This window comes from Paludisphaera soli, from assembly GCF_011064595.1.
Lineage (GTDB): Bacteria > Planctomycetota > Planctomycetia > Isosphaerales > Isosphaeraceae > Paludisphaera > Paludisphaera soli.
Genome location: NZ_JAALJI010000002.1, coordinates 288,216 through 314,665 on the forward strand (window position 1 = coordinate 288,216; position 26,450 = coordinate 314,665).

24 protein-coding genes are annotated in these 26,450 nt (G+C 70.4%); 15 read left to right on the forward strand and 9 right to left on the reverse strand.

Annotated features, from left to right (window positions below; translation table 11 throughout):
- The first annotated feature begins 7 nt into the window (after nucleotides 1-7).
- The 6 genes from G6O68_RS04075 to yidD all read left to right on the forward strand — a co-directional run bounded on the left by G6O68_RS04075 (nucleotide 8) and on the right by yidD (nucleotide 2,769).
- On the forward strand, nucleotides 8-418 hold the full coding sequence (locus tag G6O68_RS04075) for a cytidine deaminase (RefSeq protein WP_165245089.1): 411 nt from the start codon (nucleotides 8-10) through the stop codon (nucleotides 416-418).
- A 92-nt stretch (nucleotides 419-510) separates the two neighbouring features.
- The gene (locus G6O68_RS04080; protein WP_165245091.1) at nucleotides 511-1,485 is read left to right on the forward strand and encodes a DnaJ C-terminal domain-containing protein; all 975 of its coding nucleotides are present in this window, start codon (nucleotides 511-513) and stop codon (nucleotides 1,483-1,485) included.
- Between the two features lie 45 nt (nucleotides 1,486-1,530).
- On the forward strand, nucleotides 1,531-1,848 hold the full coding sequence (locus G6O68_RS04085) for a chaperone modulator CbpM (protein ID WP_165245093.1): 318 nt from the start codon (nucleotides 1,531-1,533) through the stop codon (nucleotides 1,846-1,848).
- A 14-nt stretch (nucleotides 1,849-1,862) separates the two neighbouring features.
- Nucleotides 1,863-2,132: a hypothetical protein gene (locus G6O68_RS04090; protein WP_165245095.1), complete on the forward strand. Its 270-nt coding sequence runs from the start codon at nucleotides 1,863-1,865 to the stop codon at nucleotides 2,130-2,132.
- Nucleotides 2,129-2,515, forward strand: a complete 387-nt coding sequence (rnpA, locus tag G6O68_RS04095) for a ribonuclease P protein component (protein ID WP_165245097.1) — start codon at nucleotides 2,129-2,131, stop codon at nucleotides 2,513-2,515. The genes G6O68_RS04090 and rnpA overlap by 4 nt, the downstream gene beginning before the upstream one ends.
- Nucleotides 2,512-2,769 (forward strand): membrane protein insertion efficiency factor YidD, encoded by a 258-nt coding sequence (gene yidD / locus G6O68_RS04100; RefSeq protein WP_165245099.1) that lies wholly within the window; start codon nucleotides 2,512-2,514, stop codon nucleotides 2,767-2,769. The genes rnpA and yidD overlap by 4 nt, the downstream gene beginning before the upstream one ends.
- Nucleotides 2,770-2,798: 29 nt before the next feature.
- Here the strand turns inward: yidD and G6O68_RS04105 are convergent, their stop codons facing one another.
- On the reverse strand, nucleotides 2,799-3,851 hold the full coding sequence (locus G6O68_RS04105) for a DUF1559 family PulG-like putative transporter (RefSeq protein WP_165245101.1): 1,053 nt from the start codon (nucleotides 3,849-3,851) through the stop codon (nucleotides 2,799-2,801).
- A 918-nt stretch (nucleotides 3,852-4,769) separates the two neighbouring features.
- Between G6O68_RS04105 and G6O68_RS04110 the strand changes: the two genes are divergently transcribed.
- Nucleotides 4,770-7,106 (forward strand): hypothetical protein, encoded by a 2,337-nt coding sequence (locus tag G6O68_RS04110; RefSeq protein WP_165245103.1) that lies wholly within the window; start codon nucleotides 4,770-4,772, stop codon nucleotides 7,104-7,106.
- A gap of 44 nt (nucleotides 7,107-7,150) precedes the next feature.
- Nucleotides 7,151-8,569 carry a c-type cytochrome domain-containing protein gene (locus G6O68_RS04115; RefSeq protein ID WP_165245105.1) on the forward strand — a complete coding sequence of 473 codons (1,419 nt, stop codon included), beginning with the start codon at nucleotides 7,151-7,153 and terminating at the stop codon, nucleotides 8,567-8,569.
- Between the two features lie 156 nt (nucleotides 8,570-8,725).
- On the opposite strand, the gene G6O68_RS04120 is transcribed toward G6O68_RS04115, so the two are convergent.
- The 3 genes from G6O68_RS04120 to G6O68_RS04130 all read right to left on the reverse strand — a co-directional run bounded on the left by G6O68_RS04120 (nucleotide 8,726) and on the right by G6O68_RS04130 (nucleotide 12,507).
- Nucleotides 8,726-10,402, reverse strand: a complete 1,677-nt coding sequence (locus G6O68_RS04120; protein ID WP_165245107.1) for a serine/threonine-protein kinase — start codon at nucleotides 10,400-10,402, stop codon at nucleotides 8,726-8,728.
- A 27-nt stretch (nucleotides 10,403-10,429) separates the two neighbouring features.
- Nucleotides 10,430-11,257, reverse strand: a complete 828-nt coding sequence (locus G6O68_RS04125; RefSeq protein ID WP_165245109.1) for a hypothetical protein — start codon at nucleotides 11,255-11,257, stop codon at nucleotides 10,430-10,432.
- Between the two features lie 74 nt (nucleotides 11,258-11,331).
- A complete protein-coding gene (locus G6O68_RS04130) occupies nucleotides 11,332-12,507 on the reverse strand; it encodes a DUF1501 domain-containing protein (RefSeq protein ID WP_165245111.1) in 1,176 nt (391 codons plus the stop codon).
- Between the two features lie 369 nt (nucleotides 12,508-12,876).
- Here G6O68_RS04130 and G6O68_RS04135 point away from each other — a divergent pair, with 369 nt between their 5' ends.
- On the forward strand, nucleotides 12,877-14,511 hold the full coding sequence (locus G6O68_RS04135) for a TolC family protein (RefSeq protein WP_165245113.1): 1,635 nt from the start codon (nucleotides 12,877-12,879) through the stop codon (nucleotides 14,509-14,511).
- 107 nt (nucleotides 14,512-14,618) lie between these two features.
- Here G6O68_RS04135 and G6O68_RS04140 read toward each other — a convergent pair whose 3' ends face one another.
- The 3 genes from G6O68_RS04140 to G6O68_RS04150 all read right to left on the reverse strand — a co-directional run bounded on the left by G6O68_RS04140 (nucleotide 14,619) and on the right by G6O68_RS04150 (nucleotide 17,264).
- Nucleotides 14,619-15,038, reverse strand: coding sequence for an ArsR/SmtB family transcription factor (locus tag G6O68_RS04140; RefSeq protein ID WP_165245115.1), 420 nt, complete (start codon nucleotides 15,036-15,038; stop codon nucleotides 14,619-14,621).
- A 388-nt stretch (nucleotides 15,039-15,426) separates the two neighbouring features.
- Nucleotides 15,427-16,419 (reverse strand): copper-binding protein, encoded by a 993-nt coding sequence (locus tag G6O68_RS04145; protein WP_165245117.1) that lies wholly within the window; start codon nucleotides 16,417-16,419, stop codon nucleotides 15,427-15,429.
- 62 nt (nucleotides 16,420-16,481) lie between these two features.
- Nucleotides 16,482-17,264, reverse strand: coding sequence for a creatininase family protein (locus G6O68_RS04150; protein ID WP_165245119.1), 783 nt, complete (start codon nucleotides 17,262-17,264; stop codon nucleotides 16,482-16,484).
- A 189-nt stretch (nucleotides 17,265-17,453) separates the two neighbouring features.
- On the opposite strand from G6O68_RS04150, the gene G6O68_RS04155 reads away from it, so the two are divergent.
- Both G6O68_RS04155 and purB read left to right on the forward strand, forming a co-directional pair.
- A complete protein-coding gene (locus tag G6O68_RS04155) occupies nucleotides 17,454-18,683 on the forward strand; it encodes a Glu/Leu/Phe/Val family dehydrogenase (protein ID WP_165245121.1) in 1,230 nt (409 codons plus the stop codon).
- 89 nt (nucleotides 18,684-18,772) lie between these two features.
- Nucleotides 18,773-20,203, forward strand: a complete 1,431-nt coding sequence (purB, locus tag G6O68_RS04160; RefSeq protein WP_165245123.1) for an adenylosuccinate lyase — start codon at nucleotides 18,773-18,775, stop codon at nucleotides 20,201-20,203.
- Nucleotides 20,204-20,387: 184 nt separating this feature from the next.
- Here the strand turns inward: purB and rpsU are convergent, their stop codons facing one another.
- Complete coding sequence (gene rpsU, locus G6O68_RS04165; protein WP_197490704.1) at nucleotides 20,388-20,582, reverse strand: 30S ribosomal protein S21; 195 nt, start codon at nucleotides 20,580-20,582, stop codon at nucleotides 20,388-20,390.
- A 427-nt stretch (nucleotides 20,583-21,009) separates the two neighbouring features.
- Nucleotides 21,010-21,204, reverse strand: coding sequence for a carbon storage regulator CsrA (gene csrA, locus G6O68_RS04170; protein ID WP_165245125.1), 195 nt, complete (start codon nucleotides 21,202-21,204; stop codon nucleotides 21,010-21,012).
- A 463-nt stretch (nucleotides 21,205-21,667) separates the two neighbouring features.
- Here csrA and ispF point away from each other — a divergent pair, with 463 nt between their 5' ends.
- From ispF to G6O68_RS04190, 4 genes are all read left to right on the forward strand, one after another.
- The gene (ispF, locus tag G6O68_RS04175) at nucleotides 21,668-22,153 is read left to right on the forward strand and encodes a 2-C-methyl-D-erythritol 2,4-cyclodiphosphate synthase (RefSeq protein WP_165245127.1); all 486 of its coding nucleotides are present in this window, start codon (nucleotides 21,668-21,670) and stop codon (nucleotides 22,151-22,153) included.
- Nucleotides 22,154-22,202: 49 nt separating this feature from the next.
- Complete coding sequence (gene cysS, locus G6O68_RS04180) at nucleotides 22,203-23,672, forward strand: cysteine--tRNA ligase (protein WP_165245129.1); 1,470 nt, start codon at nucleotides 22,203-22,205, stop codon at nucleotides 23,670-23,672.
- A 67-nt stretch (nucleotides 23,673-23,739) separates the two neighbouring features.
- Nucleotides 23,740-24,318, forward strand: a complete 579-nt coding sequence (locus tag G6O68_RS04185; RefSeq protein WP_165245131.1) for a crossover junction endodeoxyribonuclease RuvC — start codon at nucleotides 23,740-23,742, stop codon at nucleotides 24,316-24,318.
- Nucleotides 24,319-24,676: 358 nt separating this feature from the next.
- Complete coding sequence (locus tag G6O68_RS04190) at nucleotides 24,677-26,446, forward strand: hypothetical protein (RefSeq protein WP_165245133.1); 1,770 nt, start codon at nucleotides 24,677-24,679, stop codon at nucleotides 26,444-26,446.
- Nucleotides 26,447-26,450: the final 4 nt, after the last annotated feature.

Sequence of the window (26,450 nt, forward strand, 5' to 3'; positions counted from 1 at the left end):
CGGGACGATGCTCTCCGACGACGACCTCGCCCGCCTGCTGGAAGCCGCCCGGGGGGCCGCGGCCCGCGCCTACGCCCCCTATAGCGGCTTCCGCGTCGGCGCGGCGGTGCTGAGCGGCCGGGGCGAGGTGTTCGCCGGCTGCAACGTCGAGAACGCCTCGTACGGCCTGACGATCTGCGCCGAGCGGAACGCCGTCTTCGGCCTGGTCGCGTCGGGCGAGGCCCCGCCGACGGTCCTCGCGGTCCTCATCTACACGCCGACCCCGACGCCGACCGCCCCCTGCGGCGCCTGCCGCCAGGTCCTCAACGAGTTCGGCCCCGGCTGCGAGGTCGTCTCGGCCTGCGACGGCCCCGAGCGGCTCCGGACTACGCTCGACCGGCTCCTGCCCGACGCCTTCGGCCCCCGGAACCTGGCCTGACCCTCGCGAGGCCCCGCCTCGCTTGAATCGCCCCCCCGCGCGGGCTAGAATGGGACGGGTCGATCCCCTGGATCAAAAGGTCGTAAAGCGTTATGCCTGATCGCGATTACTACGACATCCTCGGGGTGGCGCGCGACGCCACGCCCGACGCCGTGAAGAAAGCCTACCGGAAGCTGGCCAGGCAGTACCACCCGGACGTCAATCCGGGGGACAAGACCGCCGAGAAGAACTTCAAGGAAGTCCAGCAGGCTTACGACGTCCTGTCGGACCAGGAGAAGCGGTCGATGTACGACCGCTACGGGGCCGCAGGATTCGAAGGCATGGGGGCCGCCGGGCCGCGCACCAGCGCCTCGGAATGGACCGCCCGATTCGGCCAGCCCGGCCAGGAGACGGTGGACTTCAGCGAGTTCTTCGGCGGCTTCGGCCAGGGCGGCGGAGGCGCGGGCGGCGAGGGAGGCTCGGGGCTGTTCGAGGACCTGCTCGGGAGGATGCGCGGCGGCAAGGCGGCCGGTCGGCCCCGCGCCGGCCGCGACGTCGAGGCGAGCCTGTCGGTCCCGTTCCTGACCGCGGTCCGCGGCGGCCAGACCTCGATCGAGGTCCAGCGCGGCGACGGCCGCCGCGAGAGCCTGGTCGTCAAGATCCCGCCCGGGGTCGACGAGGGCTCCAAACTGCGGCTCAAGGGCCAGGGAGAGCCCGGGCCCAAGGGCTCGCCGGCCGGCGACCTGACGATCGTCCTCGCCATCGAGCCCCACCCGTACTACAAGCGCGAGGGCCGCGACCTGCTGGTCGAGGTCCCCCTGACCGTCGCCGAGGCCGTCCTCGGGGCCAAGGTCGAGGTCCCCTCGCTCGACGGCATGAAGTCGCTGACGATCCCCGGCGGGGCGTCGAGCGGCCAGAAGCTGCGGCTCAAGGGCCAGGGCGTGCCGGGCTCCGGAGGCAAGCCCGACGGCGACCTGTTCGTCCAGGTCAAGATCGTCGCCCCGAAGAACGTCGACGAGGAGAGCCGGCGGCTCATCCAGGAGTTCGCCGATCGCAACAAGCAGGATCCGCGGGCGGGGTTGTGGTGACCTCGGCCCCCCGCACGCATCCGAGACGCTTTATCCGAGCCGGCCATGAACGAACGGATCATCCCCCGAGAAACCGTCGCCCGGCACCTGTCGATCTCCACCCAGGTCCTCGTCCGCTACGAGGAGCTGGGCCTCGTCCGCCCCGCGCGCGAGGGGGACGTGCAGGGCTATGAGCCGTCCCAGGTGCGGCGGATCTGGTCCATCATGAGCTACCAGCGCGACCTCGGCGTCAACCTGGCCGGGGTCGAGGTCATCCTCCAGCTCCGCGACCGGATGTCGCACCTGCACCACCACCTGGCGGACCTCGCGTCCGAGCTGCGGAGCCTGGTCGACGAGCCCGAATCCCCCGATCGTTCCTCTTGAACGGGGGACGGCCCGTGCCGAACGAAGGGGCCGCCCCCGCGCCGAAGACTCGACTCGGGCGGATCCTGCGCGAGCATCCCGAGGCCCGAAGCCGGCTCGGCCGGGCCGTCGGAGGTCTGCTCTCGGCCCTGCTCGCCACGATCGCGGCGATCGGCGTCCTCTTGATCTGGCACCTGAGGCGTCGGGCCGACCTGGTGCGGTCGCGACTCGGAACCGCGCCGCCGTCGCCCCTGCCCGACCCCGCCGACCTCCGTCCCGAACCGCAGAAGGATCGCCCCGCGTGACCACCCCGGACCTGAGCTTCCGCCCGCATGAACGCATCAAGGACCCCGCCGACTTCCGCCGGGCCTTCGATCGCAAGCGCTCGGTCTCCGACGGCGTGCTCATCGTCTACGGGGTCGAGAACGGCCTGACGCACCCCCGCCTGGGGGTCTCGGTCTCGCGCAAGCGGGTGCGGAAGGCGTCGGGGCGGAACCGGATCAAGCGTCTGATCCGCGAGGCGTTCCGGCTGGCAAAGGCCGACCTGCCGCCGGGGGTCGACCTCGTCGTCCTGCCCCGGGCGCCCGGGGCCAGCTTCGCCGAGGTCCAGGCCTCGATGGCGGTCCTGGGCCGCGACGCCGCCCGTCGCCTGGGCGCGAGGCGGCGGGACCCGAAGCCCTCGCCATGACCGTCGCCGGAGCGGGACGGGCGATCCTCGCCCTCCCCGGCCGGCTGGTGGTCGGCTTCCTCGTCGCCCTGATCCGGGCCTATCAGGTCCTTGTCAGCCCGCTCCTGGGGAACGTCTGCCGGTTCCACCCGAGTTGCAGCCGTTACATGATCGAAGCCCTGCGCAAGTACGGACTGATCGTCGGCCTGGCGAAGGGGCTCCGTCGCGTGGCGAGGTGTCACCCCTGGAACCCCGGCGGCTACGATCCGCCCTGAGCCGGGGCCCCGGGGGGGCGGGCCGTCGATCAGAGCGAGTCGGCCGACACCACCTCGCCGCCGTTGCGGGTGGCGATCGAACGCCAGGTCGGCAGGCTCACCGAGTCCTTGACGAACTGGACGTGGCCGTCGCAGAAGAGCATGCAGACGCCGCCGGGGTGGTTGCTGCGGGCCGTCTTGATCGCCGGGTTGTGGGGCGGGCTGGACTGCCAGCAATCGAACGCGCGGGCGTTGGGGGTCAGGTAGTGGTTGTACAGGGTCGTGCGGTAGTCGCCGTCCCACCAGCCGAATCCCTTGTCCAGCCGCCAGGCGGTCGGCGCGGCGCAGCCGGCGTCGCTCAGGGGTGTGGAGCCGATCGCGGCGGCGCGGCGGACGTCGCCGGGCGGCGTGGCGGAGGTGACGGTCGAGGCCCCGCCCCCGGCCAGGCCGATGAGCTGCTCCGACGCCGCGACCGTCCCGCTCAATCCGTCAGAGATGCTTGAGGCCGATTGCGGCGGCCCCAGGATGAACGCCCCGTTGGGCTGGACCGTCACCCCCGCGTCGCCCGGGTTCGCACTTCCGGGGGAGCCGTCGCCGGTGCAGAACTGGTAGTTCGCAGGCCCCGAGAGCACTCCCCCCGGCAGCGTGGTCGGCGGCGGGGTGGGATCGCTCGGGCAGAGGAAGAACGCGACCTTCGCGGCCATGACCGTCGTGTTCGCGCCGAAGGGCGTCCAGGGGGGCGTCCCCAGCACGTTCGACGGCCCCGCGGCGGTCGGCCAGTCCATGTTCAGCGCGTTGTAGACCGTGGACTGCTCCAGGTACGGCGAGAGCTGCGCCAGCACCGACCATCGGTAATGCAAAGCCGGCACCCCCGGGTAGACCTGGCCCGCCCTCGGGTACAGGAAGCCGACCGGGAAAGCGTTCAACGACGAGTGGTAGTTGTGCATCGCCAGCCCGATCTGCTTCAGGTTGTTGGTGCACTGCGCCCGCCTCGCCGCCTCCCGCGCCGCCTGCACGGCCGGCAACAGGAGCGCGATGAGCACGGCGATGATCGCGATGACCACGAGCAATTCGATCAGTGTGAAGGCCCTTCGACTCGACATATTCCAACCCTTTTGGATGGATAGACCTGGGTGCGCGCGCCGGCCCGCCCCGGCGACGCCATCCAGGCGCGCGAGCGGGCGAAGCGGGCGCGATTCCAATCACGAAGACGGGCGTGGCGCGGCCCGACGCTCCGCGGGGGAGCGACGGGTGAGGACGGCCTCGGCGGCGCGGGCCGCGAGGCTCAGGCGCAGACGCCCGCCTTCGGGGGTCGGACGAGTCGTTCGGCGTCGCCGGCGGAGGGCCGGTCGGAAGCCGGGAGAGGGAGGCGGCCTTGCACGAGGGCGTCGGTCCGGCCGACCGCCTCGGCGAGGGCCTCCTGGAGCGTCGGGGATGGGCCGAACTTCGTCGGCGTCGCGTCCTCGCCGCAAGGGGCCTCGGCGAGGCAAGGTCCGGAGGGATCGGGGAGTGGCTCGGGATCGGCCGCCGCCGAACGGCCCGCATCGTCGCTCGCTTCCGGCGCCGCCGGGGGGGGCGTCGGCTTCGGGGTGGACTTCGGGGCGCAGCAGCAGACCCCGCCCCGACAGCGCGGGCCGCACTTGCAGACCCGAGCGTGTTCGTCGGGAGCGGACGCCGACGCCCCGGGACCCGTCGCCGCGATCAGCGCAAGGGCTGACAGGACCGCGAGAATTCGCGGAACGGCCCAGTTTCGGGATCGTCGCCGGGTGGGGGCGGGCATTCGGGGTCGGCCCAGGTGCTGGGTGGGGGTGGCGCAGGTGCGATGGGTCCAGCTTGCTCGGCCGGATGGTCGTTGTCAAGCGGCGACGCCCCCCCGCCCGCGCGACGGCCTGATCCTTGACAAACCGCCGACGGCGTGCGACGTTGAACGTTCGTTGAACAGCCCTCCCCACCCACCCCCCGCGGCGTCCACCCTCCACACCAGAACGGGCGCGTTTGAACAAGTGCACGGAGCTGGATCCATGACTCGACCCGGGCGATGCGGCCTGCTGGTACTGGGACTTCTGGCCTCCGGGACGTCGGGGGCCTGGGCCGACCCGCCGAAGCTCGCCGACGCGTCGCCGGCCGGGGCTCGTCGGGGCGAGGCCGCGGAGGTGACGCTGAGCGGGACCGGCCTGGGGGCCAACCCCCGCCTGATCGCGGCCTTCCCCTGCCAGGTCGAGGCGCTGCCCGCCGAGCGGAGCAAGCCGGAGGCCTGGGCCTTCCGGTTGATCATCCCCGCGAGCGTGCCGATCGGCGCGTACCCCGTCCGGGTGCAGACCGACGAGGGGGTGTCGAACCCGATGCTCTTCGCCGTGGGCCAGCTCCCGCAGGTCGCGGAGGTCGAAGACAACGGCAAGTTCGAAGCCGCCCAGGCCTTGCCGGCGACGCCGCTGGTCGTGGAGGGCCGCGCCGCGGGCAACGACGTGGACCAGTTCCGGTTCGCGGGCAAGAAGGGCCAGAAGATCGTCGTCGACGCCCAGTGCGCGCGGATCGGGTCGGTGCTCGATCCTTCGATCAAGCTCTCGCAAGCGACCCCGACCCGCCGGTTCGTCGCCGCGGCCGACGATACGCCGGGCCTGCTGACCGACGCACGACTCACGGCCGAGCTCCCCGAGGACGGCGACTACGTCGTCGAGCTTTCCGACTCGCGCTACGCCGGCGCGGGGCGGCCCGTCTATCGCCTGCTCATCGGCGAGATCCCCATCGCCGAGGAGGTCTATCCGCTCGGCGGGCGCGAGGGCGAGACCGTCGGCTTCGAGCTGCGCGGGGGGACCTCGGCCGACCCCCGGGCCGACGCCGGCCGATTGAGCCCGCTGCCGCACGCCTCGGTCGCCTGGCCGAAGTTCGGCGGCGAGGCGGGGGGGCTCGACGTGGAGTCGCTGAATCCGCTGGTCGTCTCGCGGCTGCCCGAGCTTCGGGAGCCGGCCGATCCGGCCGCGCCGCCGATCCGCGTCGCCGCGCCGGTCGTGCTCAACGGCCGGATGGAGGCCCCGGGCGACGAGGACCGCTTCGCGGTGGCGGTCAAGCCGGGGTCGAAGCTGCGAGTCCGGGTGGAGGCCGCATCGCTCGGCTCCTCGCTCGACGCCGTGCTCCAGGTCCTGAACGCCAAGGGCGCCCAGATCGTCCAGGGCGACGACCAGGCGACGGCCGGACCGATGCGAGCCGGAGTCGCGGTGAAGCTGATCGACCCCGACCCGGCCCTGGCGGTGGACGTCCCCGCCGACGTCGAGGAGATCACGCTCGTCGTCCGCGACCTGGAGAAGCGAGGGGGCGTCGGATTCCCGTACCGCGTCGTCGTCGAACCCGCGACGCCGGACTTCAAGCTGGCCCTGGAAGCGTCCGAGGCGAACGTGCCGCGCGGCGGGACGACGGTCGTCGGCCTGACGCTGACGCGCGAGGGTTACGACGGGCCGGTGACGCTCTCCGTCGTCGACCCGCCGGCGGGGCTGACGTTCCGCCCCGGGAGCGTCGCGGCGGGCCAGGCGGTGGGCAAGCTCTCGCTGTCGGCGACGGCCGACGCGGCGTTCGCCGTGGCCGACCTCAAGATCGTCGGCGAGGGCCAGGGTCCTGAAGGGCCGATCCGGCGCGTCGCCGCCCGGCGCGACGTCTTCGCCCAGCAGGAGTACCTGGCGACCAACGCCCTCCAACGCGAGACGCTCGCGACGGCCCCCGCCGCGCCGAGCGTCGTGACGCTCGACGTCCCCGCCGGGCCCGTCGAGGCGATCCACGGCCAGCCGGTCGCGATCCCGGTGACGATCGCCCGCACGGCCGGGGCCGACGCCGCGATGGACCTGAACGCCCTCGCGCCCCCGGCCGGCTTCACGGCCGCCGCCGTGAAGGTCGCCGAGAAGGCCGATCGCGCGGACTTCGCGGTGGTCGTCGCGGCCGAGGCGGCCCTCGGGGCGACGACGCTCGGCCTGTCGGCCAAGGGGAAGTTCGGCGAGGTGGAACGGACCGTCGAGGCCCCCGCGTTCACGCTCAACGTCGTCCGGCCGATCGACCTGACGCTGGAGGCCCCGGCCGTCGAGGCCGCCCCCGGCGCGACGGTCGAGATCAAGGGCAAGCTCGCCCGCAGAGGGGCGTTCAAGGACGCCGTCGTCGTCAAGCTCGACGGACTCCCCGCCGGGTTGACGGCCGAGCCCGTGACGGTCGCGCCCGAGTCGTCCGACTTCGTCGTCAAGGCTGTCGCCGCGGCCGACGCCAAGCCGGCCGAAGCGGCCGCCAAGGTCCTGGCCGCCTTCCAGGTGGACAAGAAAGACTACGCCTTCCCCCCCGCGCCGCTCGCCGTCAAGATCGTCGCCGCCCCGCCGAAGTGACCTTCCCCGAAGCCGCCAGCCACTAGACCCCCGGGAGCCCGCGCATGTTCCGGCCCTGCTCGTCGCGACGACGCCTGATCGCCTCGGTCCTGCTGCTCTCCGCGCCGCTCTCCGCCCCGGCCCTCGCCGACGAGCCGCCGCCGGCCGAGAAGCCCGTCAGCTTCATGGCCGACGTCGCTCCGATCCTGGTGCGGAACTGCATCGCCTGCCACAACCCCAAGAAGCCCGAGAGCAAGTACGTCATGACGAGCTTCGCCAAGCTCGCCAAGGGGGGGAAGGTCGGCGAGGACATCACCCTGGAGCCGGGCAAGCCCGACGAGAGCTACCTCGTCGAGCTGATCCGACACGACGGCGACCCCCGGATGCCGTACAAGCAGGACCCCCTGCCCGCAGCCGAGGTCGCCCTGATCGAGAAGTGGGTGTCCGAAGGCGGGAAGTACGACGGCGAGTCGCCCGACGAGGACTGGACGTTCCTGCTGCGACGGACCCGCAAGGTCGAGGTCCCCGAGGCCTACCCCGTCGCCGTGCCGATCACGGCCGTCGCGGTCACTCCCGACGGTTCGAAGGTGGAGGCGTCGGGCTATCACGAGGTGACGGCCTGGAATGTGGCCGACGGCGCGCTCGCCGGCCGGCTCCGGGGTCTCCCCGAGCGGACCTACGACGTCGCGTTCAGCAAGGACGGCAAGTGGATGGCGACGGCCGGCGGCGACCCCGGGCTCTACGGCCTGGCGAAGCTCTACGCGCTGGAGCCGGGCGCCGAGCCGAAGTTCGTCCGCGACATGGCCGAGGCCCAGGACGCCGTCTTCGCCGTGGCGTTTTCGCCCGACGGGGCCAAGGTCGCCGCGGCCGGGGCCGACCGCGTCCTGCGCGTCTACGACACGGCCAAGGGAGACCTCCTGCTCCAGATCGAGGACCACGCCGACTGGATCCTCGACGTGGCGTTCAGCCCCGACGGCAAGCTCCTCGCCACCGCCAGCCGCGACAAGTCGAGCAAGGTCTTCGACGTCGAGAAGAAGGAGTCGCTCGTCACCTTCCCGGGACACGCCCAGCCGGTCTACAGCGTCCTCTTCGCTCCGGACGGCAAGGCCGTCGTCTCGGCCGGCGGCGACAATCAGGTGCGGATCTGGACGATCGACGGCGAGGCCAAGGAGGCCCGCAAGATCGGCGGCTTCGGCGGTGCGGTGTTCGCCATCGCCCTCTCGCCGGACGGCCAGGCTCTCGCCGGGGCCGGTGCCGACAAGATGGTCCGGCTGTTCAACTTCGCCGACGGCAAGGCCCTGCGGACCATCGAAGGCCACAAGGATTGGGTCTACTCCGTCGCCTTCTCCCCCGACGGCAAGCTCGTCGCCTCCGGGAGCTGGGACGGCGAGGTCCGCCTGTCGAACTTCGAGGACGCCAAGCCCCTCCAGTCGTTCCTCGCCGCCCCCGGCTACAAGCCCCCGGGCGACCAGGCGGCGCGCTGATCGAGCTTCTGGTCACGCCTCGCGCAAGATGATGGGGCGACGAGCACCAAGGCCCGTCGCCCCATCGATTCGTCCGCCATCGAGGCGCTTCTCTCGACACCAAACCGACGCGTTGCGGCGGAACCCGCCCGGGAAGCGGGGGGCGTCACCTTCCGCTCACACGGGCGCCGGGGCGGCGACGGGCTCGACGAGGTCGTTCCACCAGGCGTCGGCCTTCTCCTCGTCCCATTCGCGGGCGGCGGCGCAGGCGGCCAGGTCGCGGGCCAGGGCCTTGACGTTCGGGTAACGATCGTCGGGGTCCTTGGCGAGGCAGCGGAGGATCACCCGCTCCAGGTCCTCGGGCACGTCGTCGCGGATCTGCGAGGGCGGCACGACGGGATCGCGCACCTGGGCGATCATGACGGCCATCGCGGTCGCGCCGTCGAACGGCGGGCGGCCGGTCAGGGCGTAGTAGGCGATCGCGCCGAGGGCGTAGACGTCGGTCCGGGGGTCGACGGGGCGGTCGCCGGTCGCCTGCTCGGGGGACATGAACGCGGGAGTCCCGCTGACGCTGCGGTCGGTCGTCAGCTCGGGGGCTTCCGGATCGGCGGTGAGCTTGACCAGGCCGAAGTCGAGGATCTTGGCCACGTCGGCCTCTCCCCCCCGGATCGCCACGAAGATGTTGGCCGGCTTGAGGTCGCGGTGGATGATCCCCAGGGCGTGGGCCTCGGCCAGCCCGCCGCAGACCTGCCGCATCAGGTAGAGGAGGCGGGCGGCGGGGACCGGCCCGTACTGCGAGACCAGCTCCTGGAGGCTCATGCCGGGGAGGTATTCCATGACGTAGTAGAACGTCCCGTCCTCCGTCTGGCCGTAGTCGTAAATCGCGATCGTGTTGGGGTGCGAGAGTCGCGCCGCCGACTTGACCTCGCGTTCGAAGCGGGCCAGGGCCAGCGGGTCGCCGCCGTCACCCTTGATGAGCTTGAGGGCGCAGGGACGCTTCAGGAGCTGGTGCTCGGCCAGGAAGACCTCGCCCATGCCGCCCGCGCCGATCCTCCGGCCGAGGTGATACTGGCCGAACTTGCGGGCGTCGTGCAGGTCCTTGCGCAGGCCGTTGAGGATGTGGGCGCAGTAGATCGCCAGCGAGGCGCCGGCCATCAGGGCGACGACGTTCGAGCCCGCGTGCTCCGAGGACCGCATCGACTCCAACTCCGCGATCAGGTCGGGGTGTTCGAGCTCCATCAGGAGCGTGAAGGCCAGCACGGGCACGAGCGCCATCGACAGGATGGCCTTGGCGGCCGTCACCGCGTCGTTGGGAATCAAAGCCCCGTACAGGAGCACCAGGATGATCGTGCCGATCACGCCGTTCTTCAGGTAGTTCGCCATCGCCACCGCGTCGCCCTGGCGGAGGTACTCGACGCCGAAGAGATACTGCGAGATCCCGATCGAGATCGCGAAGGCCCCGAACAGGGCGAACTCGATCCCCCTGACCGCCCTGCGCGACAGGGGGATCTGGCTCAGGAGCACCGCGGCGGCTGCGGCCGCGACGAGGAGCTGCGCCCCCCGGATCACGCCGGTCCCCCAGTGCTCCCAGAGCTTGCCGGTGACCAGCGCCCAGGCCAGGAGCCCGGCCGAGAGGCACGCCAGGAAAAGCGCGGCCGCCGCGAGCCGACGGCGTCGCAGGTCCTGCGTCTCGGCCACCAGGCTCCCGGCGGTATCGCCGATGACCCCGGCCCAGGAGTTCATGCGGGCCGTCGGCAGGCCGTCGTCGGCCACCGTCAGGTTGGTCTCGGTGGGGATGAATTCGAGGTCGGCGTCGGGGGCGTCGGCGCCCGCATTCTTCTGATCCGTGCTCATGTTGAGGCTCGTTGTGGACGGGGGGGTTCAGCGTCCCTGGACGGAGGAGGTTTCCGAGTCGCCGGCCTTCGCGGCCGACGTCTTGGAGAGCGACGGGAGGAACAGGAAGGCGAGGACCACCAGGGCGATGGTGAGCATGGGCATGGCCACCCGGCGGACGGGCCGGCGGAGCTTGTTCCAGTGGTCGATCATGTACTTGATCGTGTAGGGCGGGAAGAGGAACAGCAGGCCGGTGACGGGCCCCTCGCGGAAGGGGACGGCCAGGATGTTCGCCAGCCCGGTGACGATCCGGCCGATGTTGAGCAGGACTACGACCTCGGCGCCGAACAGCGCCATGCTCCGATTCCGGGCGGTGGCCCCCATGAGCATGATCATGATGAACGGGACCGAGATCAGGTAGGCGAACTCGTTCAGCCGCCGGAAGGTCTTCTGGATCGAGCCCAGGCCCCATCGCCAGGCGATCTTGACCTCGCCCGCCGCGCCGGCGCTCCGGCCTCGCTCCACGGCGGGGATCTTGTAGTTTTCGACCAGGCCGTACGGCTTGGAGTCCCCCAGGTCGTCCAGCGGGGACGGCTTGGGGGCGGGCTTGCGCAGCCCCGGCATCTTCTCGATGGTCAGGGGCGCCAGGGCCACCTGGCTGGTCATGCGCTCCAGCCACGCCGGCGCGCCGGTCGCCGCCCCGGCCGCGTCCGCCCTCGTCATCGACGCCCCGGCCGCGGCCCCGACCGCCACGGGCGTCGGCGGGGGAACGGCGATCCGCTCCCCGCAGCGTTTGCAGCGGCCGACCTTGCCGGCCGCCTGCTCGCCCACCTCGAATCGGGCCCCGCACTGCGGACAGAAAAACACGATGCTCATCTCGGACGCCCTCCACGAACCCGCGTCGGCTCGCTTTTTATCGCCACTTCACGTCGTCCGATGCATCCGATCCGTCAGGAGAACAGCTCATGGACCGGCCCGTCGTCGCTCGTCCCGTCGATCGACGAGGAGTCGAGTCCGAGCGCGTGTTGCATCGTCGCCACCCATTCCCGAGGTGAGACCGGCCGGTCGACGGGCGCGGCGGCGTGCCCGTCGCTGGCGCCCACGACCCGCCCGCCCCGCACGCCCCCCCCGGCCAGGGCCGCGCTCCAGACGCCCGGCCAGTGGTCGCGGCCCCCCGAGACGTTGATCCGTGGCGTGCGGCCGAACTCGCCGACGGCCGCCACCAACGTCGTCTCCAGCATCCCGCGCCCCTCCAGGTCGTCGAGAAGCGCGGAAATGGCCCTATCGAACGTCGGCAGCACCTCGCGCCGGTAGTCGTCGAGCGTGCTGAACGGCCGCGAGCCGTGGCAGTCCCAGGTGACGCGGTCGAACACCGCGTCGTACATGTTCACCGTCACCACCCGCGTCCCGGCCTCGACGAGCCGCCTGGCGAGCAAGCAGCTCCGGCCGAACCGGGTCGGGCCATAGGCTTCCCTGATACGGGGAAGCTCGGCGTCGAGCCTCAGCGCCCGACGCACCGCCGGGTCGACCGGGTCCAGCGGCGGACGATCGGGGTCGAGGAAGGTGGGCGAGCAGCTCGAACCCAGCCCCCCGGCGGTCTGGCCGCGAGGAAGCTCGACCCCGGTGTTGCCGATCGGCCCCGGGACCGCCGCGAAGGCCGGCGCCGCGCCCTCGACGCCGAGGAGCCGCGCCGCCGTCGCGCCGAAATGGGGGTGCTCGTCGACCCGGCTCAGGCGGCCGGTCTGCATCAGTTGCAGCCCCGTCTCGTGGATCGGCGCCTCGTCGTGGCAGAGCGAACGGATCAAGGCCAGCCGATCCATCCGGGCGGCGAGTCGGGGGAGGTGCTCGCAAATCCGCACGCCGGGGGTACGGGTCGCTATCGAATCGAACGGCCCGCGCACCCCATCGGGAGCGTCGGGCTTGGGGTCCCAGGTCTCCAGTTGACTCGGGCCCCCCACGAGCATCAGCAGGATCACCGCGCGATCGCCAGGCGGCACCGCGCGGCCGAGTGGCAGCCCCCTCGGCCCGACGACGCCCCACGCCCCAAGGCCCGCTCCCGCTCGCAGAAACTCGCGACGGTCGATCCCCGCGCGAAGTCCCGTCGTTTCCGGTCGGTTCTGGCTCATCTGCCGCCTCACTCCCCTGCCCGGCTCGGCCCCGCCTCGGAGGGAATCGCTCCGATCGGCTCTGGATAACGTAACCCTCCGGAAGGTCGCAAAATAGTGGCCTCCTCCGAATCTCCGGTATCACGCGTGAGACACGCGTCGGGACTTCCGCGACCAGTTGGGGCGGGGAGAGATTTCGGATTCCAGCGATTCCGCGGAAAAGACACGCTTTGCCGAATTCAGGCAAGCCCGGAGGTCTAGCTAAGATCCCTTCAACCTCCCCGGAAAGATCGACCGATAAGCATCGCAGAGCAGGATGCTCGGAGATCCTGGGTCGATCGTTGGGTGAGGCGCGGGCCGCGCCTCCAAGGACAGACGAAGGAGGAGCTGGTGACGACCCAATGCGGCGGGAGGCGGAAGAATTCGTGGATCCTGGTCCTGAGCGGCCTGGCGTTCCTGGGAATTCAGACGGCGTCGATCGGCGAGGCCCGGGCGCAAGGCGCCCCCGCCGAGGCGGCGGAATCCCTCCCGAGGTCCCTGGGCGAGGCGACGCCCGGCTCGATGGATTCGCGGCTGGGGACGGCCCCGGGGACCGACACCGGGCCCTTCGGTATACAGCCGGGGCGCGATCAGCCGCTGATGGGGGCGGGCGGCGGCACGTCGACGCCTCGCGTGCCGACCTCGATCAGCTCCCCGGATGACAGCCCGACGCCCCGCCCTCGCGCCCTCGGTGCGCCCGAGGCGCTGCCGATCCCCCGGGCCCCCTTGTACGGCTCGCTCTCCTTGCCCGACGAGGAGGAAGCCGCCGGCCCTCCGGGGGGCATGACGATCGAAGAGGCGATGGACCGCCTGATCCAGGAGAACCTGGACCTGCGTTCGAAATCGTTGGAGATCCCCCAGGCCCGCGCGGACGTCTTGACCGCCAGCCTCCGTGCCAACCCGATCTTCTTCGCCGACGCCCAGATGGTCCCCTACGGGCGGTACACCGAGCAGCGGCCGGGCGGCCAGACCCAGTATGACGTGAACATCTCCCACCCGGTCGACTTCTCGCGCAAGCGGCGGGCGCGGACGGTTTACGCCGATCAGGTGCTGCACATCACCGAGGCCCAGTATCAGGACGCCGTCCGACTCGAGCTGAACAACCTTTACACGGCCTATGTGGACATTCTTTCCGCCAGGCAGATCAACCGCTACGCGGAGGCCAGCTCCGAGGGGTTCGAACGGCTCATCCGGGCGACCCAGCTCCTCTATGAGAAGGATATGGCGTCGCGGGCCGACGTGAGCCAGGTGCGATCTCAGCAGGAGATCGCCGCCGTCGGCGTGCTCGACAGCGAGGAGAACCTCAGGCGCGCCAAGCGGACGCTCGGGATGATGCTGAACATTCCGCCGGACCAGGCCGAGATGCTGGAGTTCACCGGCTCGATCGAAGATCGGGCGCCGCCGCCGCCGCCGACCGAGGAGCTGGTCCAGATGGCCCTCGCGTGCCGCCCCGACGTCGTCTCCTTCCGCCTGGGCGTCCGCGCAGCCGAGGCGGGCCTGCGGCTGGCGATGGCGAACCGTTATCAGGACGCCTACGTCCTCTATCAGCCGTACACCTTCCAGGACAACTCGCCCACCGGCACCAAGAGCGCCTACTCCTGGGCGCTCGGGCTCACCGTCCCGATGCCGATCTACAACCGCAACCAGGGGAACATCGAGCGGGCCCGCATCAACATCGAGCAGTCCAGGGTCGAGCTCGCCAACATCGAGCGCAAGGTCCAGACCGAGGTCGTGCAGGCGGCCCGCGAGTACGCCGTCACCCGCGAGATCGTGCAGCGGATCCGGACCGAGATCATCCCCGCCTCGGAACAGTCGAAGAACGACCGGTTCACCCTGTTCCAGAGCGGCGAGGCGAACGTCGTCACCTATCTGGAGGCCCAGCGGGTCTACAATGACAACGTCAAGGCTTATCTGGACACGGCCGTCCGGCACAGGCGGAGCATGCTGAACCTGAACACGGTGGTCGGCCGCCGGCTGCTGCCATGATAGGACGGGGGGGCTGTCGGGACGAACGCAAGAAGGCCGGGGCGAGTCGATCGCCCCGGCCTTCTTTGTGCACTTATTAAAACAAACCCCTCACCCCCAGGTCGGCGTCAGCCGATGAGGTTCGTGACCACCCGGGCCAGTTCGGAGCCGGTGTCGGTGAGGCTGTAGAAGTTGTTCTTCCCCTGGCGACGGGGGGCGATGATGTTGCCGTGGCGGAGCAGCGCGAGGTGGTGGCTGACCGCCGGCTGGCTCTGGCTGAGCTGGGCGCAGAGGGCGCCGACGTGACGCTCCCCCTCGGCCAGGATCAGGATGACCTGGAGCCGGGTGGGGTCGCTGACGTGCTTGAGCAGGATCGAGGCGCGCTTGGCCTGCTGGAAACGCTGGTCGGCCGCCTTGACCGCCTTGGTTCGACCGGGGGCCGCTTTCGTCGCGGCGACCGCCTTGGGCGCGACCACCTTGGGCGCGACCGCTTTGGGCGTGGCCGCCTTCGGGGCGGCGGACTTGAGGCTTGCTTTGGCGACTGCCATGACTTCGTCCTCCTAAGCTGTACGTAACTCTGGCGATGCGACGCCGGGGACGACGACCCGGGCGTCTCGGCCCCGCGAGGGCGGGGGCGGCGAGGACGATCTTCCGGGGGCGGACGTCGCCTGGGGGGCATGCGGGACGGGCCCGAGCACGGGCCGACCGACCCGGCGGCACGCACAACGAGACGTTCACAGCCTTGCGCGAACGTATCTCAACGTGGGTGCTTGTCGACATTTTATAGTTCGTTTATCTCTTGTCAATCGGAATCTGCAAACTTTAATCACGTTGATCCGTCCATTTGTTGGCGCGTGCCGGAGGCCCTCGGCGCGCGGCGCCGCCGGGCCCGAAAACCTTAGGGCTCCAGCGACTCGCGTCCCGCGTCGGGGCCGATCAGGGGGCGGCGGCGGGCAGGATCTCGGCCACCGTCTTGAGCATGTCGGACGTCGTCCAGGCGTTGGCCTTCGTCCCCACCTCGAGCCGGGCCAGGCTGCCTTCCGGCCCGATCACGGCCGTACAGAGGTTGTGCACGATCTCGCCCTTGACCGGGCCGAAGGTCAGGCCCAGGCGCGGGGCGATCCGCCCCAGGTCCTCGTGCGACGCCGTGGCGTAGGTCCAGACCGGCGGCTTCGCCCCTCGGATCCGCGCATGTTCGCGCAAGACCTCGGGCGTGTCATGGTCGGGGTCGAACGAGAGCGAGACCAGCCGCACCCGCGAAGACCGCTCCGAAGTCGCCGAAACGGATCGAAACAATTCCGAGAACCTCCGATCCATGGCCGGGCAGAACTCGGGGAGCGGGCAGCGCGTGTAGATGAACGTAAGGACCACCACGAACCCCCGCAGTTCGGACAGCTTGCGCGACCGGCCGTCCTGGTCGATCATCGTGAAGTCCGGCACCTCGTCCCCGAGCTGGAGCCGCTCGGGGCGGGCGACGAGCTGCGGCAGCCCTTTCGTCACCTCCAGCACGAGCGGCGAGCCGATCGCCGGCTTCACGACCTCCAGGTCCACCAGGTCGTAATCGACCGTCTCGCCGCGACGCGACTGAACCCTCAACTTTCCCTCGACCACGTCGCCGGCGCGGAAGTCTTCGAAGTCGGTGGCTTCCGGCATCTTGAAGGGCATCGTCATCGCCGGCATGAAGCCCGGGATCGGCTCGTGGCGGATCTGCAACTCCCGCCCCGCCGCGTCGACCTTGCGCACCTCGCCCCGCAAGGGATAGTCCCTGGTCTCGACGACTTCCGCTTTAACGTCCGAGGGACCGTCCTTCTTAGGCGACTCGGCCGGGTCCGACGTCCGCGAGGAGCAGGCGGCGAGCGGGAGGGCCGTCAGGATCAGGGCCAGCCGGGCCCCGGCGCCGAGGATCGTCGAGGCGGCTCGAATCGTCATGTTCCGATCTCCAGTCATGAAGCCGCGAGCATCCGGGGAGGGCGGCGCGATCCGGGGGCGGCTCATCCCGAGGACGGGCGGAACGGGAAGTCGTCGTCGAGCGGCGAGGCGGCGAGGTCGGCGAGGAAGGCGCCGATGCGATCGGCCACCAGGTCGGTGTAGGCCTCGCCCTTGGCGGCGGTGGCGGCGCGGGGGTCGCCGGATCCCGAGTTGGTGGTGAGCCGATGCCAGGGGCGGGTGAGCTCGACCCACCCCCTGGCGACGGCCTCGAAACGCGAGGGTCGCACGGCCCCCTCGTCGGCCTGGTCGAGCGCCACGAGTTCGGGGAAGAAGGCCAGGCCCATGCTGGTCTCCATCTCGCCGGCGTGATCGTCCTGCTTCTCGAAGATCGAGGCCGAGCGGTCTGCCCCGACCTTGAACCAGTTGCACAGAAACAAATGAACGGGCGTCGACCCGTGCAGCTCGCGGAGGACCCACTTGAGGTCGTTGCCGCCGTGGCCGTTCAGCAGCAGGAGCTTATTGACGCCGTGCTTGGCCAGCGACGCGACCAGGTCGCCGATCACCCGCGCGAGGGTGGACGGGTTGAGGTTCATCGCCAGCGGGAATTCCATCTGGTTGGTCTCGGTCCCGTAGGGGATCGCCGGGAGCTGGAGGACCCGGGCGCCCCGCGCGGCGGCCCGCTCGCAGGCGCAGGCGGCGACGACCTCGACCTGGAAGGTGTCGGTGCCGTAGGGGAGGTGGAGGTTGTGGGGCTCGGTGGCGCCCAGGGGGAGCACGGCCGCCTGGAACGGGGGGCCGGCCTTGACCTGTCCGTACGTGATCTCGGCGAGCTTCCAGGGGGACATCGCGCGGGCACCTTCCTGGGGGATTCAGCGGGTTATGGAAGCGGGGGGGCGGCGGGCCGGCCGGGGGGCGGACGGGCCCGCCATTGCCGTTGCGGGTGGGGGGGAGGTCCGGTTAGGATCGGTCCGGGTCGTCCGTCCACCCGTCCCCGCGGGACCTCACCGCTCCGTTATCCTTGGATCGGCGTCGCGATGCAAGCGTTCGAGGCCACCAGCCACTATTTCGACCAGGCCGCCAAGCTCCTCGACCTGTCCGACAACATCCGGACGCTGCTCGTCACGCCCGACCGCGAGGTGCGCGTCGAGGTCGTCATCGAGATGGACTCCGGCCGGATCGGCAACTTCATCGGCTATCGGGTGCAGCACGACAACGCCCGGGGGCCGTTCAAGGGGGGCCTTCGCTACCACCCCCAGGTCGACCAGGACGAGGCCCGCTCCCTGGCCAGCCTGATGACCTGGAAGACGGCCCTGGTGGACCTCCCCTTCGGCGGGGCCAAGGGGGGGGTGAACTGCGACCCCACCAAGCTCTCCCGAGGCGAGATCGAGCGCCTGACCCGGCGGTTCACCGAGAAGATCCAGGACGTCATCGGCCCGGTCAAGGACATCCCCGCGCCCGACATGGGGACCGACGCCCAGGTGATGGCCTGGATCATGAACGAGTACGGCAAGTACGCCGGCTTCAACCCGGCCGTGGTGACGGGCAAGCCGGTCGAGCTGCACGGCTCGGCCGGCCGCGAGGCCGCCACCGGCTACGGCGTCGCGATCATCGCCCGCGAGATGCTCGGCGCGATGGGCCGGACGGTCGGCGGCTCCACAGTCGCCATCCAGGGCTTCGGGAACGTCGGCGGCTACACGGCCCGGTTCCTGGCGAAGGAGGGGGCGAGGGTCGTCGCCGTCTCCGACGCCTACGGGGCGCTCGCCAACCCCGACGGCATCGACGTCGCCGCGCTCGACCGCCACGTCGCCGTCGCCCGCAAGGTCGTCGGCTTCGAAGGGGCGGAACCCTCGACGAACGAGGACCTGCTGCGGTCCGAGGTCGACATGCTGATCCCCGCGGCCCTGGGGGGCGTCTTCGACAAGCCGACGGCCGAGGCCGTCCGCGCCAAACTGATCGTCGAGGGGGCCAACAGCCCCACCTGGCCCGAGGCTGACGAGGTCTTCAACGCCCGTGGCATCCCGGTCGTCCCGGACATCCTCGCGAACGCCGGCGGCGTGATCGTCAGCTACTTCGAATGGGTCCAGAACCTCCAGAACTTCAAGTGGCCGCTGGAGCAGATCCAGCGCGAGGAGGAGCGCAAGCTGGTCGACGCGTTCCACGACATCCACGACCTGGCCGCCCGCAAGAAGATCTCGATGCGGACGGCCGCCTTCTACCGGGCCATCGCCCGCGTCGGCCGGGCCCACGCCCTGGCCGGCATCTGATCGGATCGGACGAGGACCGCCGCGCGAGCCGCGGCGTCCGCCGGCGTCCCCATCCTCCCCCCCTTCGCCCCCCATCGATCGATCGGCCCATGAAAGACTATCAGACCTACGACAATCCCCTGATCCAGCGCTACGCCAGCCGCAAGATGGCCCACCTTTGGTCGCCGCAGGTCAAGTTCTCGACCTGGCGCCGGCTCTGGGTGGCCCTCGCCGAGGCCGAGCGCGATCTCGGCCTGAACATCGCCGACGACCAGATCGAGGCCATGAAGGCGGCCGTCGAGGACGTCGACTTCCCCGCCGCCGAGGCCTACGAGCGCCGGTTCCGCCACGACGTGATGGCTCACGTCCACGCCTTCGGCGACGCCGCGCCCGCCGCCCGGCCGATCATCCACCTGGGGGCGACCAGCTGCTACGTCACCGACAACACCGACCTTATCCTCACCCGCGAGGCCCTGACGCTGGTCCGCGACCAGCTCGTCGGCGCGATCGAGGCCCTGGCCGATTTCGCGACGAAGTGGAAGGACCAGCCCTGCCTCGGCTACACCCACTTCCAGCCGGCCCAGCTCGTGACGGTCGGCAAGCGGGCGACCCTCTGGTGCTATGAGCTGATCCTGGACCTGGGCGAGATCGAGCGCCGGCTGGACGACCTGCGGTTCCTGGGCGTCAAGGGGACGACCGGCACCCAGGCGAGCTTCCTCGCCCTGTTCGACGGCGACCACGGAAAGGTCCGCGAGCTGGACGCCCGGGTCGCGGCGGCGTTCGGCTTCGAGAAGACCTATCCGGTCTCGGGCCAGACGTATTCACGAAAGGTGGACTCGCTGACGGTCGCCGCCCTGTCGTCGATCGCCGAGTCGGCCCATCGCTTCGGCATGGACCTGCGGCTGCTGGCGCACGAACAGGAAGTCGAGGAGCCGTTCGAATCCGAGCAGATCGGCTCGTCGGCGATGGCTTACAAGCGGAACCCGATGCGGGCGGAGCGGATGTGCTCGCTGGCGCGGTATGTCATGAGCCAGGTGTCGGGCATGGCCGATACGGCGGCCACCCAGTGGCTGGAGCGGACCCTGGACGACAGCGCCATCCGGCGGCTTATCCTGCCCCAGGCGTTCCTGGGGATCGACGCCGTCCTCACCCTCTATAACAATGTAGTGCCGGGGCTGGTCGTGCACCCGCCGGTCATCGCCCGGCGCCTGGCCGAGCAGTTGCCGTTCATGGCGACCGAGAACTTGCTGATGGCGGCGGTCCAGGCCGGCGGCGACCGTCAGACGCTCCACGAGCGGATCCGGGTCCACTCGCTGGAAGCCGCCGCGCGGATGAAGGCGGGGGCCGGCGCGAACGACCTGGTCGACCGGCTCCGGACCGACTCGGCCTTCCCGAGCCTGGACTTCGAGGGGGTTATGGACCCGGCCAAGTTCACCGGCCGCTCGTCCGCCCAGGTCGACGAGTTCCTGGAGGCCGAGATCGAGCCCATCCGTCGCCGCTACGCCGGCCGATCCGCGACGACCGCCGAGGTCCACGTCTGAGCCCCGAGGCTCGGCAGTACCGTTCGGAACAGACTTCGAAACGACGCCCGACGACCCGGGGAGGCGATTCCTCCCCGGGTCGTCGGGCGTCTTACGCTCCGTGTTTCAAGGCTGGGGTCGCCGCGAAAGGTCGCGGGACGCGCCCGGCCGGGCGGAATGAGGAATCAAGCCGGGGAGGCGAGACTCAGACCCGGGAGCTCTGGTGCTGACGGGCCTTGCGGAGTCGCTTCAGTTCCTCGCGACGGCGCCGCTCGCTGGGCTTCTCGTAGTACGCCTTGCGGCGCATCTCTTTGCGGAGGCCGCTCCGCTCGCAAAGCTTCCGAAACCGTCGGACCGCTTCCTGAATCGACTCTCCCGCGCGAACCCGTAACTTCACCACGTTGATCTTCCCTCTTTTCCCTTCAGATGGATCGGACCGGTATCGCCTTCCGAACCGGCGGCCCCGAGGAACTCCAACACAAGCGAGCCCTGCGATCGACCGCGCACCGGGCGTCGACGCGGCCTCCAGGCCGAGTCGGGAACCCTCATCGGGCCAGGACCCGAGGCTCCGCTTCCCGCGTCGCGGCTCGCACGAACCGGCGAGAAACCCAAAGTATACCCAGGGCTCCCGCCCTTGGCTAGCTTCAGATCCCGCCCCGCCCCGGGAATTCGTCGGACGGTCCGGACGTCTCGCCGGCCACCCTCCGGAGGCCCCGAAGCGGGCTCATGTCCCCCGGCCCGAAGGCCGATCCTCTTACTTCCAAGAGAGAATGACGCTCGGAGCCGGCCCGCATCATTCGCCGGCCCGATCCTGCGGAGGCGAGGGCTCAGACGCCGGCCAGGACGGCTTCCTCGACGCGACCGGCGGCCCGCTTCGCGAGCAGCTCCTCGCGGTACACCTTCACGTCGCTGGGGGCCTCGATGCCGATGCGGACCTGACCGCCTTCGATCTTGACCACGGTGATCACGATCCCGCCGTCGATGACGATCTTCTCGTTGACCTTGCGGCTGAGAACCAGCATCGCGTTCCTCCTTGCTCGGTGGCTGTAGCGTCTTGCGATTGGGTAAGCGTCCTTCGCCGGGTCCTCTACGAAGCCCAGTCGACTTCGTGTCTCGAACCCCCAGCCGGGTCGCCCTTGACGCTAGTTACTCTAAGCAGCCGGGATGCCACGGTCACCTCGACCGAATCCGGGAATCGACGCAAATCTTGATCGAAAAGGGATTTGAAATTTTTCTCAAGTGTCACGCCAGGCCTCGAACCCTCTAGTCAAAAGTACACGACTTGAACCTTCTCTTCCCAAAATTCCAAAGACCGGCTTCCCTTTCGTCAAAATGGGAACGGGAGCCAGTGTCGTTGCTTGGGATGGTCACCGGCCCGGGCGGTGGTTACGATTTCGTGCGCAACCCGTCGCGCCCCGGCGGGGGCATCCGGCGGCCTCCGGGGGGCCCCGACGTCCCGTCGCCCGACAAGTGGAAAGCGGACCCGTGCGCGTAGGAATCGGTCACGACACGCATCGCCTGGTGGAAGGACGCCCTTTGATCCTGGGAGGGCTGCGGATCGAGCACCCACTCGGCCTGGCCGGGCATTCCGACGCCGACGTGGTCTGCCACGCCCTGGCCGACGCCCTGCTCGGCGCGGCGGCCCTGGGCGACATCGGCGAGCATTACCCGGACACCGCGCCCGAGTGGCGCGGCCTGGACAGCACGCGGCTCCTGGCCGAGGTCGTCGACAGGGTCGCCGCCGAGGGCTGGAAGCCGGTCAACTGCGACGTGATCGTCCACGCCCAGGCCCCCAAGCTCGGCCCCCACAAGGCCACCATCCGGGCCAACCTGGCCCGGCTCCTCGGGCTCCCCGAGGGCGCCGTCAACGTGAAGGCCAAGACCGGCGAGCACGTCGGGCCGGTCGGCCGGGCCGAGGCGATCGAATGCCACGCCGTCGTCCTGATCGAGCCGCTGGTCCCCGGCCGCTGAGCCGACCGCCCGCGTCCCATCCCCTTTCCCGCGAGAGAACGCGAATCCCATGGCGCTTCGAGTCTACAACACGCTGACCCGGACCAAGGAGCCGTTCCAGACCGTCGCGCCGGGCAAGGTCGGCATGTACGTCTGCGGGCCCACCGTCTATTCGAACAGCCACATCGGCCACATGGTCGGCCCGGTGATCTTCGACACGGTGAAGCGCTACCTCGCCTACCTGGGCTACAAGGTCTCCTGGGTCGTCAACATCACCGACGTCGACGACAAGCTGATCGTCCAGGCCCAGAAGGACGGCACGACCGTCAAGGACCTGGCCGAGCGGGTCACGGCCGACTATCTCGACTGCCTCAAGGCCCTGAACGTCACGGGCATCGACCACATGCCCCGGGCGACCGAGCATATCGGCGACATCATCGCCATCAACCAGGGCCTGATCGACAAGGGGTTCGCCTACGCCTCCGGCGGCGACGTGTACTTCGACGTCTCGAAGGCCGACTCCTACGGCAAGCTCAGCCACCGCGACCCCGAGGAGTTGCAGGCCGGGGCCCGGATCGAGCCCTCCAGCCTCAAGCGCAACCCCGGCGATTTCGCCCTCTGGAAGGCGTCCAAGCCCGGCGAGCCCTCGTGGGAGAGCCCCTGGGGGCCGGGCCGGCCGGGCTGGCACATCGAGTGCTCGGCCATGAGCCTCAAGATCCTGGGCCAGCATTTCGACATCCACGGCGGCGGCCTCGACCTGGTCTTCCCCCACCACGAGAACGAGCTGGTGCAGTCCGAGTCGTTCACCGGAGTCCCCTTCGCCTCCTACTGGATGCACAACGGGCTGCTCACCCGCGAGGGCCGCAAGATCTCCAAGTCCGACCCGGACACGATCGTCCTGATGGCCGACCTGCTGGGCGAGTACGAACCCGACGCCATCCGCCTGCTCCTGCTCTCCAGCCACTACCGAAGGCCGATCGACTACGGACCGACCCGCCTGGCGGAGATCGCCCGCAGCCTCCAGACGTTCCACCACGCGTTCGACCGCTTCGAGGAGCTGACCGGCGAGCGTTTCGACGCGCTGGAGGCCCCGACGCGACGGCACGACCGCGAGGGGGACGAGTCCGCCGAGGTCAAGGAGCATCGACGGGGCTTCCTCGACGCGATGGACGACGACTTCAACACCGGCGGGGCGGTCGGCGAGCTGTTCGAGATCGTCCGCATCCTCAACCGGACGGCCGCGGGCCTCACGCCGGACTCGCCGTCGCACGAGCTGATCGAGTACCGGGCCGGGATGACGGCCCTGAAGGAGCTGAGCAACCTCCTGGGCCTGTTCGGCAAGCTCCCGGACAAGAAGCAGGCCGGCGGCGACGCCCTGACGGGCGACCTCATGAGCCTCCTCATCGAGCTTCGGGCCCGCCTCCGCAAGGAGAAGCACTACGCCCTGGCCGACGAGATCCGCAACCGCCTGACGGGCCTGGGGGTCGTCCTGGAAGACGGCCCCGAGGGGACCCGCTGGCGGGTCGAACCCAAACGCTGAGTCGATCCCACACCAGCACGGGGGGCGGCACGAGGCCGCCCCGTCCCCGGACGAAGGAGTCGGCCCGATGACGCCCGAATCGTGCGAATCCGAAGGCGGACTCGAAGGCGCGAAGCCCGTCGACGGGGCGGCCCCGCCGGTCTGGGGCCGGGTCGTCGGCATCGACCCGGGCCTGAACGTGACGGGCTACGCCGTGGTCGACCCCGGCCCTCGCGGGCCGATCGTGGTCGAGGCCGGCGTGATCCGCCCCGGCTCGTCGAACCGGGCCATGGGCCAGCGGCTGGACTACCTCCACCGCAACATCCTCGAGCTGCTGGCCGCGTATCCCCCCGGGGCGCTCGCCCTGGAGAAGGTCCACAGCCACGTCAAGTTCCCGCGCACGGCGATCCTCATGGGCCACGCGCGGGGGGTCATCGTCCTGGCCGCCGCCTCGCGGGGCATCCCCGTTTTCGGCTACGCCGCGTCCCGGGTCAAGAAGACCCTGACCGGCAGCGGCCGCGCCCCCAAGGAGCAGATGCAGCGAGCCATCCAGACCGAGCTGGGCCTGGACGAACTCCCCGAGCCTCACGACGTCGCCGACGCCTGCGCCATCGCCCTCTGCCACTTCCAGATCGGCCGCACCCTCCGGAGCCTCAAGGGGCGGTGACCCGCCGGGCGGGCGATTGGGTTCGTTCGCGAGCGAACCCAATTCGCGATCACCCCGAATTCCACCGCAAACCCTTCCGGGGTCAAGGGATCCGGCACGACGAACCCGCCCGAAATTGGGTTCGTTCGGCGTGCTTTCCTCGGTCCGCCGACCGCGCCTGCGCCCGGGGGGCCAGGAGCTTGATCGGACGGAACACCGCGACTACATTGCCAAGGAGCGGACCGGAGAGGGAGTCCCTCAAACTGATCATGGGCCCGGACGCCCGATCGGAGAGGGATTCGCGAACGGACCGCCCCGATCCCGCCCGAACCGGCACCGGCACCGCCCCCCTCCCCCACCGCCCCCGAGGACGCCCGCCATGAGATCCCTCCCGACCGCCCTGGCCCTGGGGGCGGCGATCGCCCTGCTCTCGCCCGTCCCGACGAGGGGGGACGACGCCCCCTCTTGGGACGTGATGGCCGACACCTGGGTCGCGACGGACGGGCTCGGCCGGGTCGTCCCGGGCTCCGACGAGGTCGGCCCCCCGCGCGAAGGCCGGACGACGGGGATCTTCTACTTCCTCTGGAACGAGGGGCAGAACCCGGTCTACGACCTGTCGAAGATCCTTACGGCGAACCCGGACGATCCGAAGTTCGGCCCGCCGGGCGCATTCCACCACTGGGCCGAGCCGCTGTTCGGCTACTATCGCGACGACGACGCCTACGTGATCCGCAAGCACATCCAGATGCTGACCGACGCCGGGGTCGACATGCTGTTCTTCGACGTCACCAACGCCCTGACGTACGACTCCGTCCGCGACGCCCTGCTGAAAGTCCTGGACGAGTTTCGCGCCTCGGGCCAGCGCACGCCGAAGATCGCCTTCCTGGCGAACTCCGCCAGCGCCAGGACCGTCGAGCACCTCTACCAGACCTTCTACAAGCCAGGGAAGGGCCGCGACCACTGGTTCGCCTGGGGAGGCAAGCCGCTGATCCTGACCCCGCCGGACGGGCTGAGCGACGAGGTGAAGGCGTTCTTCACGATCCGCCACTCCTGGGCCTGGACGAAGGGGCAGGCGTGGTTCGGCGACGGCCGCGACAAGTGGCCCTGGCTCGACCACACGCCCCAGGCCCCCGGCTGGCACGAGTCGCCGGACAGGCCCGAGCAGATCGTGGTGGCGACCGCCGAGCATCCCATCAGCAACATCGGCCGCAGCTTCCACGACGGCGCCCAGCCGCCGCCGGAGGAGCGCCGGCCCGAGGCCGGGCTGTACTTCGCCGAGCAGTGGAAGCGGGCCCGCGAGGTCGACCCGCCGTTCGTCTTCATCACCGGCTGGAACGAGTGGATCGCGCAGCGGTTCCTCGACCGCAAGGGGGAGATGTCGATGGGGGGCGTCCGCCTCAAGCCGGGCGGGACGTTCTTCGTCGACCAGTTCTCGCCCGAGTACTCGCGCGACATCGAGCCGATGAGAGGGGGCTTCGGCGACGCCTACTACTACCAGCTCGCCTCGGAAATCCGGCGCTACAAGGGGGCCCGCAAGCCGGCCGACGTGGCCCGCGTGAAGGTCCGCATCGACGGCTCGTTCGGCGACTGGCAGGCCGCCGGCCCCGAGTTCCGCGACACGCTCGGCGACACGGCCCGCCGCCGCCACCCGGGCTGGAAGGGAGAGCCCGAGTTCGTCAACGAGACCGGCCGCAACGACCTGACGGTCGCCAAGGTGGCCCCCGGCGACGAGTTCGTCTCGTTCTACGTGAAAACCCGCGAGCCCTTATCGGCCCCCGCCGAGCGCTGGATGACCCTCTGCCTCGACGTGGACGCCGACCCCAAGACCGGCTGGCTGGGCTACGACGTCGTCGTGAATCGCGAGAAGCCCGCCGACGGCATGGCGACCGTCGAACGCCTCAAGCCCGACGGCTCGACCGAGCCCCTCGAAGCCGCCGCCGCGATCGCCTTCGGCGGCGCCGAATTGGAGCTGTCCATCCCCCGCCCCGCCCTGGGCCTGGCGTTCCCCGGCGACGTCTCGAAGCGGGTGGCGATCGACTTCAAGTGGCTCGACAACATCGCCGTCGGCGGCGAGGCGCCCGCCTTTACGCTCGACGGCGACGCCGCCCCCAACGACCGGTTCAACTACCGGGCGACCTGGGGCGAGTAAACGG

Excerpts from the sequence above, each read along its gene's own strand:
- csrA (WP_165245125.1), bottom strand. The coding sequence starts at position 21,204 with ATGCTGGTTCTCAGCCGCAAGGTCAACGAGAAGATCGTCATCGACGGC.
- G6O68_RS04150 (WP_165245119.1), bottom strand. The coding sequence starts at position 17,264 with ATGTCCCCCTGGAAGCTCGCCGAGATCACGTACGGACAGGTCAAGGCC.
- G6O68_RS04105 (WP_165245101.1), bottom strand. The coding sequence starts at position 3,851 with ATGTCGAGTCGAAGGGCCTTCACACTGATCGAATTGCTCGTGGTCATC.
- yidD (WP_165245099.1), top strand. The coding sequence starts at position 2,512 with ATGACCGTCGCCGGAGCGGGACGGGCGATCCTCGCCCTCCCCGGCCGG.
- G6O68_RS04120 (WP_165245107.1), bottom strand. The coding sequence starts at position 10,402 with ATGAGCACGGATCAGAAGAATGCGGGCGCCGACGCCCCCGACGCCGAC.
- G6O68_RS04110 (WP_165245103.1), top strand. The coding sequence starts at position 4,770 with ATGACTCGACCCGGGCGATGCGGCCTGCTGGTACTGGGACTTCTGGCC.
- G6O68_RS04080 (WP_165245091.1), top strand. The coding sequence starts at position 511 with ATGCCTGATCGCGATTACTACGACATCCTCGGGGTGGCGCGCGACGCC.
- G6O68_RS04190 (WP_165245133.1), top strand. The coding sequence starts at position 24,677 with ATGAGATCCCTCCCGACCGCCCTGGCCCTGGGGGCGGCGATCGCCCTG.
- G6O68_RS04115 (WP_165245105.1), top strand. The coding sequence starts at position 7,151 with ATGTTCCGGCCCTGCTCGTCGCGACGACGCCTGATCGCCTCGGTCCTG.
- G6O68_RS04085 (WP_165245093.1), top strand. The coding sequence starts at position 1,531 with ATGAACGAACGGATCATCCCCCGAGAAACCGTCGCCCGGCACCTGTCG.
- G6O68_RS04155 (WP_165245121.1), top strand. The coding sequence starts at position 17,454 with ATGCAAGCGTTCGAGGCCACCAGCCACTATTTCGACCAGGCCGCCAAG.
- G6O68_RS04145 (WP_165245117.1), bottom strand. The coding sequence starts at position 16,419 with ATGACGATTCGAGCCGCCTCGACGATCCTCGGCGCCGGGGCCCGGCTG.
- G6O68_RS04130 (WP_165245111.1), bottom strand. The coding sequence starts at position 12,507 with ATGAGCCAGAACCGACCGGAAACGACGGGACTTCGCGCGGGGATCGAC.
- G6O68_RS04125 (WP_165245109.1), bottom strand. The coding sequence starts at position 11,257 with ATGAGCATCGTGTTTTTCTGTCCGCAGTGCGGGGCCCGATTCGAGGTG.
- G6O68_RS04075 (WP_165245089.1), top strand. The coding sequence starts at position 8 with ATGCTCTCCGACGACGACCTCGCCCGCCTGCTGGAAGCCGCCCGGGGG.
- G6O68_RS04140 (WP_165245115.1), bottom strand. The coding sequence starts at position 15,038 with ATGGCAGTCGCCAAAGCAAGCCTCAAGTCCGCCGCCCCGAAGGCGGCC.
- purB (WP_165245123.1), top strand. The coding sequence starts at position 18,773 with ATGAAAGACTATCAGACCTACGACAATCCCCTGATCCAGCGCTACGCC.
- G6O68_RS04185 (WP_165245131.1), top strand. The coding sequence starts at position 23,740 with ATGACGCCCGAATCGTGCGAATCCGAAGGCGGACTCGAAGGCGCGAAG.
- cysS (WP_165245129.1), top strand. The coding sequence starts at position 22,203 with ATGGCGCTTCGAGTCTACAACACGCTGACCCGGACCAAGGAGCCGTTC.